13 protein-coding genes are annotated in these 10,073 nt (G+C 70.6%); 4 read left to right on the top strand and 9 right to left on the bottom strand.

Going from position 1 to position 10,073, the window contains the following annotated elements; translation table 11 throughout:
* The first annotated feature begins 170 nt into the window (after window positions 1-170).
* Genes B4M62_RS09475 through B4M62_RS09465 form a run of 3 tightly spaced genes read left to right on the top strand, consistent with a single transcriptional unit; the run spans window position 171 to window position 1,692 of the window.
* Entirely contained in the window at window positions 171-812 is a 642-nt protein-coding gene (locus tag B4M62_RS09475) for an alpha/beta family hydrolase (RefSeq protein WP_290707009.1), read from the top strand.
* A gap of 56 nt (window positions 813-868) precedes the next feature.
* Window positions 869-1,264, top strand: a complete 396-nt coding sequence (locus B4M62_RS09470) for a DUF4189 domain-containing protein (protein WP_290707007.1) — start codon at window positions 869-871, stop codon at window positions 1,262-1,264.
* 8 nt (window positions 1,265-1,272) lie between these two features.
* Window positions 1,273-1,692, top strand: a complete 420-nt coding sequence (locus B4M62_RS09465; protein ID WP_290707005.1) for a type II toxin-antitoxin system PemK/MazF family toxin — start codon at window positions 1,273-1,275, stop codon at window positions 1,690-1,692.
* Here B4M62_RS09465 and B4M62_RS09460 read toward each other — a convergent pair.
* A complete protein-coding gene (locus B4M62_RS09460; protein ID WP_290707003.1) occupies window positions 1,677-2,891 on the bottom strand; it encodes a sulfotransferase family protein in 1,215 nt (404 codons plus the stop codon). The two genes, B4M62_RS09465 and B4M62_RS09460, sit on opposite strands and share 16 nt — an antisense overlap.
* A 125-nt stretch (window positions 2,892-3,016) precedes the next feature.
* Between B4M62_RS09460 and rpsT the strand changes: the two genes are divergently transcribed.
* Window positions 3,017-3,277, top strand: coding sequence for a 30S ribosomal protein S20 (gene rpsT, locus B4M62_RS09455; RefSeq protein ID WP_290707001.1), 261 nt, complete (start codon window positions 3,017-3,019; stop codon window positions 3,275-3,277).
* Between the two features lie 113 nt (window positions 3,278-3,390).
* Here rpsT and holA read toward each other — a convergent pair whose 3' ends face one another.
* The 8 genes from holA to B4M62_RS09415 all read right to left on the bottom strand — a co-directional run.
* Window positions 3,391-4,356 (bottom strand): DNA polymerase III subunit delta, encoded by a 966-nt coding sequence (holA, locus tag B4M62_RS09450; RefSeq protein ID WP_290707000.1) that lies wholly within the window; start codon window positions 4,354-4,356, stop codon window positions 3,391-3,393.
* Entirely contained in the window at window positions 4,353-5,870 is a 1,518-nt protein-coding gene (locus B4M62_RS09445) for a ComEC/Rec2 family competence protein (protein ID WP_290706998.1), read from the bottom strand. Before B4M62_RS09445 ends, holA begins: the two co-directional genes overlap by 4 nt.
* Before the next feature lie 3 nt (window positions 5,871-5,873).
* Complete coding sequence (locus B4M62_RS09440) at window positions 5,874-6,830, bottom strand: ComEA family DNA-binding protein (protein WP_290706996.1); 957 nt, start codon at window positions 6,828-6,830, stop codon at window positions 5,874-5,876.
* A gap of 186 nt (window positions 6,831-7,016) precedes the next feature.
* Window positions 7,017-7,862 carry a DegV family protein gene (locus B4M62_RS09435; RefSeq protein ID WP_290706994.1) on the bottom strand — a complete coding sequence of 282 codons (846 nt, stop codon included), beginning with the start codon at window positions 7,860-7,862 and terminating at the stop codon, window positions 7,017-7,019.
* A 9-nt stretch (window positions 7,863-7,871) separates the two neighbouring features.
* Entirely contained in the window at window positions 7,872-8,630 is a 759-nt protein-coding gene (gene octT, locus B4M62_RS09430; RefSeq protein ID WP_290706992.1) for a diglucosylglycerate octanoyltransferase, read from the bottom strand.
* Window positions 8,627-9,331, bottom strand: a complete 705-nt coding sequence (locus B4M62_RS09425) for a histidine phosphatase family protein (RefSeq protein WP_290706990.1) — start codon at window positions 9,329-9,331, stop codon at window positions 8,627-8,629. Before B4M62_RS09425 ends, octT begins: the two co-directional genes overlap by 4 nt.
* Window positions 9,328-9,714: a ribosome silencing factor gene (rsfS, locus tag B4M62_RS09420; protein WP_290706988.1), complete on the bottom strand. Its 387-nt coding sequence runs from the start codon at window positions 9,712-9,714 to the stop codon at window positions 9,328-9,330. Before rsfS ends, B4M62_RS09425 begins: the two co-directional genes overlap by 4 nt.
* Window positions 9,715-9,750: 36 nt before the next feature.
* Window positions 9,751-10,073, bottom strand: a 323-nt coding sequence (locus B4M62_RS09415; RefSeq protein WP_290706986.1) for a CD225/dispanin family protein, incomplete at its 5' end; no start/stop codon positions are given.

The raw sequence follows: 10,073 nt of genomic DNA, 5'->3' as shown, positions 1-10,073 counted from the left end.
GTCGACTTGCCGTGGTCGATGTGGGCGATGATGCAGAAGTTCCGGATGCGCGCCGGGTCGGTGAACGTGATATCGGCAAAGCTGGAAATGAGAACCGCTCCTCGTCAAAAGGTCAACCTTCAGTCTGTCATGCCTGCGTCGATCGGGCGCGTCCGGCCTACGGTAGTGACGTGCGCACTCTCACCGCCCCCGGCGTCGTCGCCGACCTGCACGAACCCGATTCGGAGCCACTCGGCGCAGCCATCCTGGCCCACGGCGCCGGCGGCAATCGGGATGCCGTGATCCTGCACGCCTATGCCGATGAATTCTGTCGGCGCGGACTGCTCGTCGCGCGCATCGACCTGCCGTACCGGCAGCGCCGGCCCACCGGCCCACCCGGGCGCGCCGACGCGCAGCGCGACCGGGACGGCATCGCCGCCGCCTGCGCCGCGATCAGCGCGGTCACCGGCACACCACTGATCGTCGGCGGGCACTCGTACGGCGGCCGCCAGGCATCGATGCTCGTCGCCGAGAACCCCGAACTGGCCGACGGGCTGTTCCTCAGCTCCTATCCTCTGCATCCGCCGGGAAAACCCGAGCTGATGCGCACCGAACATCTGTCACAGATCCAGATTCCAACGATCCTCGTGCACGGGCGCTCCGATCCCTTCGCCACCTCCGGGGAACTCGCTGATGCCGTCGCACTTATCGACGCCGCGACGACGATCGTCACCGTCGCCGCCCCGCACGCGCTCAACCCGGCCCGCAGCGGGGTTGCCGCGCTGGCGGCCGACGCCGTGATGGCACTACTCCTCAACCAGCCCAATCGGTAGGTCGTTCGCCCTACACCGAGTGCACCGATAGCCGCATCTGGGTTAGGTTTGTCCCCATGATCGCTCGCAAGAACCTTGCCGCCTTCGGAATCGCTGCCGCCATCGCCGCGACCGCCGGCGCCCTTCCGTCCGCCACCCCCAGCGCCCACGCCTACACGTACAACTACGGCGCCATCTCCTACAGCTACAGCGGCCGGGTCAGCTACGCCGTGGACTATCCGAGCGCCGGCGCCGCAGCGAACGCCGCGAAGGCCCGCTGTGGCGGCGACTGCGGCTACTTCACCTTCTTCAACTCGTGCGGCGCCGTGGCCTACCAGTTCGGTTACGGCCAGACCCGGGTCGGCCGCGCTCACGGCTACCCGACGCGCGCCGGGGCCGAGCGGGCCGCCCGGGCCGAGGCCGGCTGGGGCTCACAGGTCCGCGGTTGGGCCTGCACCACCCGCCCGCGCTAGCACGCACCGTGCCACCGCATCCGCGGGTCACGCCGACGGCAACGCTCGCGCGCACGATTGACTATCACCCCGATCTCGATGGTGACGCCGATCCTGGAGAAGTCGTCTGGACGTGGGTCCCGTTCGAAGAAGACCCGGCGCGCGGCAAGGACCGGCCGGTGCTCATCGTGGGGCGCGATCATCACGACACCGAACCCGATCACGTCCTGGGCCTGATGCTCTCAAGCCAGGACTACCACGCCGGCGATCCGGACTGGCGGGCACTGGGTGCCGGCGTCTGGGATGAGGACCACCGCATGAGCTTCGTCCGATTGGACCGCGTCCTGGTTGTCGCCGCCGACCACATCCGGCGCGAAGGCGCAATCCTGGACCGGGCGCGCTTCGACACCGTCGCTGCCGAACTCCGCAGTCATTACGGCTGGCGCTGACCGGTATCGTCGGCCGCCGCCCGGGCCTGATTGCGCTGGGCCTGATTGCGCTGGGCCTGATTGCGCTGGGCCTGATTGCGCTGGGCCTGATTGCGCAGGCCAACGGCGCGTCGGCGGGCCTTGCGCACCGCGTTGCGTGCAGCGGACACCCATCGCGAGGGCCCCGCGGGTACCGGGGCGACCTTCACCCAGCCCGCCAGCGCATCCAGCGCGGCCTCGAGGACCTCCTGCTGTGACGGCGGCTGCGCGTCGGCGCCCGCCGCCAGGCTGACCGCGAGCTCGTCCAGCGACCCGACGATGTCGTATTCGCGCGCCGCCAGTGCGGTGATCATTTGCTCGGCCTGCCCGGCGGCCCAGCGTCGCTGCCCCGCCGACAGTCCTTGCGGCGCGCCGCGCTCGCCGGCGAACAGTACCTCGCCGATGAGCTCGCCCTTGACAATCCGCTCATACCGCTCCCAGCCGACATCGACTGGCTGCAGGCGGTCGTTGAGTTGGCGCAGAAACTCCGCCTGTGCGGCCGACAGCGACGAATTGGCAGTCTCGATCGGCGCCGACAGCGCGGCCGGGTCGACTCCGAGCACCCCGACGAAGCGCTCCCACAACCCGTCTCCGGCACGGCCCCGCGGCGGCACGGTGACCAGGTGAATCCGGTCCTCCGGTACCGCCATCGACCAGCGGTCGAGGATGGTGACGACATCCTGGAACTCCCAGAACGGCCCCTCCTCGCCGTGACCGAGGTCGGCGCAGTCCGCCCGTGCCGCAACCGCGGCGACGAACTCGTCGAACGTGCCCCGGCGCTGATTCTTCACATTCTCCTGCCAGGCCGACGGCAGCTGCCGCGCCAGGTCGCGCACCGTGGCGATGACGTGCACCTCGTCGGCGAAGTCGAGGTCCCCGACCAACATGGTGATCTGCTCGGCGGTGGCGGTGGCGAACAACTCGTGGGAGACCAGGCTCGTGCCGGGCCAGGCACGCATCTGCGCGACCATCGTCGACCAGGCCCGCGCATGTTCGGGATCGACCCAGTCCAGGTATCGCTGCGGCTGCAGGTGCGCCGCGGCGTGAAAGTGGTCGTCGATCACGTCGCCCGGATAGCAGAGCCCGACCCGCATCGCGCGGTCCCGATTGCGCCACAGTCGATCTTGCACGTACGTGGTCCCGGTCTTCGGCAGACCGACGTGGACGAAGACGACTGACATGATGTCCACCCTAATTTCCAATTCCGCTGCGCAGCTACCGCCCACCACGATTTGGGTGGCCGGGTGCACGACTGGTAAAGTCGGCCGTCGTTGTCATCCCAGATCTATGAAGAGGACAAACCCGCGTGGCAAACATTAAATCCCAGGTCAAACGCATCAAGACCAATGAGAAGGCGCGTCGACGCAACCAGTCGGTTCGCTCCGCCCTTCGCACCTCGATCCGCAACTTCCGTGCGGCCGTCGACTCCGGCGACAAGGACAAGGCCGGCGAACTGCTGGTTGTGACCGGCCGCGATCTCGACAAGGCTGCCGGCAAGGGCGTCATCCACGCCAACCAGGCCGCCAACAAGAAGTCGGCCATGGCACTGGCCGTCAACAAGCTCTGACGCAGCCCTGACGCGCCGCATCGCGGCACGCCCGGCTCCTTGCACCCCGGTGGCGACCACGCGGTCACCGGGGTGACTCGCGTTGGCGGTGGCGTCCGGCGCGTCCCACCACGTCAGGCCCGGCCGCGTCGCGGTCGCAGGTTCGCCACCGCCGAGACTGCCTGTTCGAGGCTGAAGTCGGCATCGGCCGCCTGCCCCTTGACGTCACCGTTGAGTTTTGCCACCACCACCGCGGCGGCCCCGATCCTCTCGGCATCCCACGCCGCCCCCTGGGCCTGCAGCTTCTTCACCCGACTCGGCGGCATCCCCAGGTCGGCCGCTGCGGACTGCGGGTTGACCGAGCCAAGGCCCCGCACCCGTGCGATGCCATGCACCGCTTCGGCCAGCGCATCCGCGAGGACTACGCGCGGCACACCGTGATGCATCGCCCACGCCAACGATTCGCGGGCGCCGGCCAGATCCCCCGTCACCGCCTTGTCCGCGATCTCGAAGCCCCGCACCTCGGCCCGGCCCGAGTAGTACGTCTCAACCGCGGCTTCGGTGACCTTTCCGCCGGTATCGGCGACGAGCTGACTGACCGCCGCCGCCAATTCCCGCAGATCGGAGCCGACGTTGGCGAGCATCAGTTCGACGACGTCGCGCGATACTCGCACGCCGGTGGCCTGGAACTCACGGCGGACGAAGTCGGCCCGGTCCGAGGGCCACCGTGGCGTCGCGCAGTCGATCTCAACGGCTCCCGCCCGTTGCAGCGCTCCGACCATCGACTTGGCACGGCCGCCGCCGGAGTGTGCGACGAGGAGGACGATCCCGTCGGGAATCTCGCTCAGTGTCGACGTGATGATCGCAGCGGGTTCCTTGCCCGCCTCCCCCGCCGCCTCGACGAGGATCACCCGCGAGTCGGCGAACAATGAGGGGCTCAACAACTCGGCCAGCTCTGCGGCGGTCACCTCACCGGCCCGCACCCGGGTGAGGGCGACCGGTTCGCCGCTGTCGCGACCGGCGGCGGCAAGAACCTGGCCGACCGCGCGCTCGATGAGGAAGGCGTTGTCCCCGAGGAGCAGGTAGAGGGGTTCGGTCACGGTTCCAATCGTGCCAGACCGCCATCGGGCCGACGAGACCCGACTCGTCTCCGCCGCCGCAGGGTCCGGCCGACGAGCACCGCCACGCCGATGCCGAGCAGCCACCCCGGCGCGGTGGGGATCGCCGCCCACCCGCCGCCGAGGACCCGCGCGACGACCAGGATCCACCGCAGCGCCGGTTCGCACGCGGTGACCAGCACGCGCGCCAGCGCCGTCAACGCCCGCACATCGGGCGCGGCGAGAAGCATCGCCGCGGCGCCGAGCAGCGTGGCGACCGGCACCGCCGGCGCGACGGCCAGATTCGCCAGGATCGCCGACAGGCTCACCTGGCCGGAGATTGCGGCCACCAGCGGAGCAGTGACAACGTAGGCCACCGTCGCCATCGCGACGGCATCGGCCGGCCCCCGGGGCAGGCCGAGCCCGATCAGCCGATCCCGCACCGGCGGTGACCAAACGATGAGCGCCGCAGTCGCCACCACCGACATCGCGAATCCCAGGTCGACCGCCAACTCGGGCCACACCAACAACCCGAGGACGACCGCGGCGGCGAGGGCGGGCAGGGCGCTGCGGCCGCGCGACGCCGCCATGGCGAGCAAGCCGACACCTCCCATGATGGCCGCCCGGATCACACTTGGCGACAGCTGTACGAGTACCGCGAAACTGATCGTCGCGGCCAGCCCGGCCCCCACCGTGAGTGGGATCGAGCCTCCGGCCACGCCGATCAGCAGCACGGCCGCGCCAACGATCAGCGCGAAGTTCGCGCCGGAGACGGCCAGTAGATGCGTGAGCCCGGCCCGGCGGAACTGCTCGTCGACGGTGGCCTCGCCCATGCTGGTATCGCCGACAACGAGCCCTGGCAAGAGGCCCGCCTCACGGTGGCCGACAGTGTGCGCGCACACCTCGCGGAACCGCACGCGCACCGACTCGGACACGCGCAGGTAGGCCGGCGCGGCACCGACGACGGCCGGTGGGCCGCGCGCAGTCAGCCGGGCCACCACCAGCCCACGGCCGTCGGGAACGCGCACGACAACGAGTGCGCGCACCGGCTGTCCGACGCCCAGGTCGAGCCACCGGGCCTGGTCGCCGCCTTGGCGGGGCGCAAACACAATCACACTCGCCGCGGGCACCGGCCGGTCGTCGACGGAGTGCACCTGTGCCCGGAGCCAGACCACATCGGGATTGGCCGTACTCACCCGCGGATCCTCCGTCGCCCTGAGCACGACGGCTGCGGTCCCGCCGTCGAGTTGCCGCAGCGGGTGGGCGTCGACCCGATCGGCACGGATGAGCAGTGCCACACCGACCCCGAAAGTGAGGCCGGTGGTCGCCAGCACCACGGGTGCACCTATCCCGGCGACACCGCCGACCATGGCACCGGCCAGGGCACCGGCCAGGGACAGGACCATCATCGTCAGGACGACGGCAACCAGCACGCCGCGTGGGCACAGCAGCCCGACACCGGTGATCGACCAGCACCCCAGGGCCGGAATCGCCAGGCGCAGATCCAGGGCGGGCATCGGTCACCCTCCGGCGACGGTCACCAGCGCGCGCAACCGCTGCAGCCGTGCCGGGCCGATCCCATCGACTTCGGCGAGTTGGTCCACCGACGCGAACGCGCCATGCGTCGAACGCCACTCGACTATCGCCGTCGCGGTCACCGGACCGACCCCGGGGAGCGCATCGAGTTGCTCGAGCGTCGCCGTGTTCAGGTCCACCTTGCCGCCCGACCCCGGGCCGCCATCGGTGGGCGACCCCGGGCCGGCGACCGGCGGAGGACCCGAGGAGTTGCCGTCAATCCCGATCACGGTGCTGCGCAGTCCGGCGCGGCCGGGCGCATCCGCGAGGCCGACGACGACCTGGTCGCCGTCGCGCAACGGCCGGGCGAGGTTCAGCGACAACAGGTCGGCACCCGGTTTGGCTCCACCCGCGGCGGCCAGGGCATCGGCCACCCTCGACTGCGGCGCCAGCCGGACCAGGCCCGGCCGCCGCACGAGGCCGACGACGCTGATGACAATCCGGGCGGGCGCAGCGGTGGCCACACTCGATGGCACCGGCGAGCCCGGCGGACCGGGCGCTCGCGACGCCGTCGGCCCCGCCGAGGCCGGGAAGTCGACGACGGGGACCGTCGTCGCCGGGGCACGCAGCGCCAGGTAGGCGGCGATCAGCGTCGCGAGGACGCCGACCGCCACCAGTGCGACCGCGGCAGGGGGCAACGGACGCAGCCAGTGCCCTGCCCTATCGTTTTGTCGTTCGTCGTCGGCAGCGAAGTCGTCGGCAGCGAGATCGGCCAGGGAGAACCCTGCCGCAGGCGCGAGATCCTCGTCCGCGCCCGGGCGGCCGGTGTCCCAGCCGGTGGGGTCCAACCAGCGCGGCGTCGCCATGCCGGGGGGCTCGATGGGCGCGGCCGATCGCTCGTCCACCGGCGCCGGGCCGGCGGCCAACCGCGCCAGCCGCTGCCGCACCACCGCCGGCTCCATTGATCGCACTCTCCCCATGCGAAAACGGTAGGCCGGAGCGTTGAGCCACTGTCCGTCGCGAACACCGGGTCAGCGGTCCACTGTGGAACGCGCAGAACTGTGGATAGCGCCGTCCCCATTCAGTCGGACGCCCGGCCACTCGACGTCGAATCGCTGCCAGCAGCGAAAAGCGGCGCTCGGCAGGAGCTAGTCGATCGGGGTGAGGGTCGAACCGACCGTCACCCCCACCGCGCCGGTGCCCACGTGCACGGTCAGCACCGGGCTCAGCGGAGTCGTCATCGCCGTAACCACGTCGGGGATGCGCGACAGCAACTCCGCCATCACCTGCTCGGCGGCTTCCGGGGCGTCGCTGTGCTGGACCCCGATCGACACCGGCCGCGCACCGGCGATCTCACAAGCGGCGTCGACCATCTTCGCGATCGACTTGGAAAAGGTGCGGTGCCGCTCACGCAGCGCGAGCGAACCGTCGACAAGATGCAGGATCGGTTTGATCGACAGCGCCGAACCCAGCATCCGGCTCGCCGCGCTGATCCGGCCGCTGGCCCGCAGGTGGTCGAGGTCCGAGACGCAGATCATCGCCTCGATGGTCGCCGCCTCGCGGACTGCGGCCTCGTACACGCCATCCCGGTCCGCACCCCTGGCCGCCGCCTGCGCCGCGGCGAGCACCGTGAATCCCACAGCAAGGCCGACCGAGCGGGAATCCACGACCCGGACCGCGCCGTCATACCTGTCGGCGACGACCCGGGCCGCACTCCAGGTGCTCGAGAGCTTGCGCGACATGTGCACCGCGACCACCCCGTCGCCCTTGGACTCGGTGAGCGCCTTGGCGAATGCCGCCTCCAAGTCGGCCGGCGTGGCCCCCGCAGTCGTCACACCCGGCGTCGCGACGAGGCTCGGCGGGATCTCGTCGATGTTCTCCCGAAAGTCGGTCCCGTCGAACGCGACGTGCAGCGGCACCTGTCCGATCCCATAGTGCTCGACGATCTCGGACGGCAGGCAGCACGACGAATCGGTGACGACGACAACGGGCACGGGTCTACGTTAGCCGGTGCCGTGGCGTTCTGTTGCCCCGCGGTCGAGCGCGGTTCGCACAGCAGGGACCACCACCTCGGCGATTCTGGCGTGGCAGCGGAACCCCCAGTGGATTCCGTCGGGGTTCATGTCCTGCGAATGGTTGGTGAACTCATCGAGGGTCGCCGGATAGAAGTCCACCGTGGCCACGCCGTGCGCCGCGGCCCAGTCGCGCATCGCCGTCGTCGCCGGAATCCGGCCGCGGTGCACCTTGCCGTAGTACGGACTGGCATGGGTGGGCGGCAGGCACGCCACAATCGGCAGATCAGGGCGCAGCTGGACCAGCGCGTCGCGCACCTTCGCCACGTACTCGACGGTGATGCGCGGCGGCAGTGCCAGCGGCCACCCCAGCAGTGCCGCCCGCGGCTGCACCCACGCGTACGCCTCGCGGACCACCGCCCGCAGCCTGGCGGGCCGCAGATAGCGGATCTGTTCGCGCAGCGCCGTCGGCAACGGCGACGGCAGGCTGTCCATCCCGCCGTACGCGAGAACGACGACGTCGGCATGCGGCAGCGCCGCCCAGATCCGCGGATCCTGGGTGATCGCCCACCAGACATCGCGACTGGTCCAGCCGATCCGGCCGAAGAGCTCGACGCGCCGGCCCACCTGCTGTCCAACGATGTTGGGCCAGATGCGCTCGTCGTCGGCCGCCAGACCGCCCCGGGGGCCGTAGTAGGCGAGCGAATCGGAGAGCACCAGGATCGACGGGGCCCCGTCCGCCTCGGTCACGATTCGTCGACTCCGCTGTTCCAGACATCGAGCCGCCACGTGGGGGCACTGCCCACCGGCCCCAATTGGTGCCCGGACAACTGCACCCAGCAGGCATTGGCGAGCCCGCCCAACACCGGCCAGTTCGCGACGGGCAACCCGAGCAGCGCGGCCGTCAGCGCCGCGATGCAGCCGCCGTGGGCGACCAGCACGACCGGCGCCTCCGGCCGGCTGCCGCTGCCCCACTCCGGCAACGCGGCCAGCAGGTCGTCGACGACGGGGGTGATCCGGGCGGCGACCTGCACGCGCGACTCCCCCTCCGGCGGCGACCACGTCGCGTCGTCGCGCCAGATGCGCCGGGCGTTCGGCGCCCGGTCGTCGACTTCGGTGTGGGTCATCCCCTGCCACTGTCCGAGGTCGGTCTCACGCAGGCGGGAATCACGCGTGACCGTCAGTCCCGTGCGGAGTCCGAGCTGATCGGCGGTCTGCGCGGCGCGCCGAAGATCGGACGACCGGATTGCCAGCGGGTCGCGCTGAGCGAGCGCGGCCGCGGCGGCCACCGCTTGGCGCTCCCCCCGCTCAGACAGGTCGGTGTCGAGCTGACCCTGCATCCGGCTGGCCGCGTTGTAGTACGTCTCACCGTGGCGCCAGAGCAGTAGCCGGCGGACGACCGGGGTGAGGCGTTCAACGCTGGTGTCGCGGGAGTCGGGACCCGTGATCACGGGGTATGCGCCTCCGGTGCGGTGTCGCCGAGTTCGAGGTCGATAACCGGACAGTCCTTCCACAACCGTTCGAGCGCGTAGAACTCACGCTCGTCGGCATGGAGGATGTGGACCACGACATCGGTGTAGTCGAGTAGCGCCCACCGCCCTTCACGAGCCCCCTCGCGTCTCGCGGGCTTGTGGCCCGCCGCGCGCATCGCATCCTCGACCTCGTCGACGATTGCGTTCACCTGCCGCTCGTTGTCGGCCGAGGCGATCACAAAGACATCGGTGATGACTAGTTGCTCGGAAACGTCGATGGCGACGACGTCGGTGGCGAGTTTGTCGGCGGCGGCGGCGCCGGCGATGCGCGCCACTTCCACCGATTCGGGTGCAGCGGTCATGTGGTACAGCGTCTCACGCCGAAGCGATGGTCACGGCTACCGGGTACTGATGACGAGCCAGCCCAGCACTGCGGCGATCACCACGACCCCGGCGACGCAGGCGGCGATCGCCGCAGTCTGGGCCGTCGCCGCCGACCGGCGCGCCAGCGAATACTCCCCCGACGCCCACTGCGGCCTCACCGATGCCGCCTTGACGACGGCGAACAAACCGATCGGCAGGAACAGGGCACAGGACAGGATGGCCCAGCCGAAAACATCCTTGGGGGCGGGACCCGCTTCTTCGCGGGTGAGGCGCGGTTCCGTCGGCGCGGGTGCGACGGGCGCCACCCGCGCCACGTCGACCACCGGGATCTGCTCGG

This window comes from Gordonia sp. UBA5067, from assembly GCF_002414845.1.
GTDB lineage: Bacteria > Actinomycetota > Actinomycetes > Mycobacteriales > Mycobacteriaceae > Gordonia > Gordonia defluvii.
The sequence above is the reverse complement of the archived record's forward strand: the minus strand, read 5'-3'. Positions and strand labels throughout refer to the sequence as shown.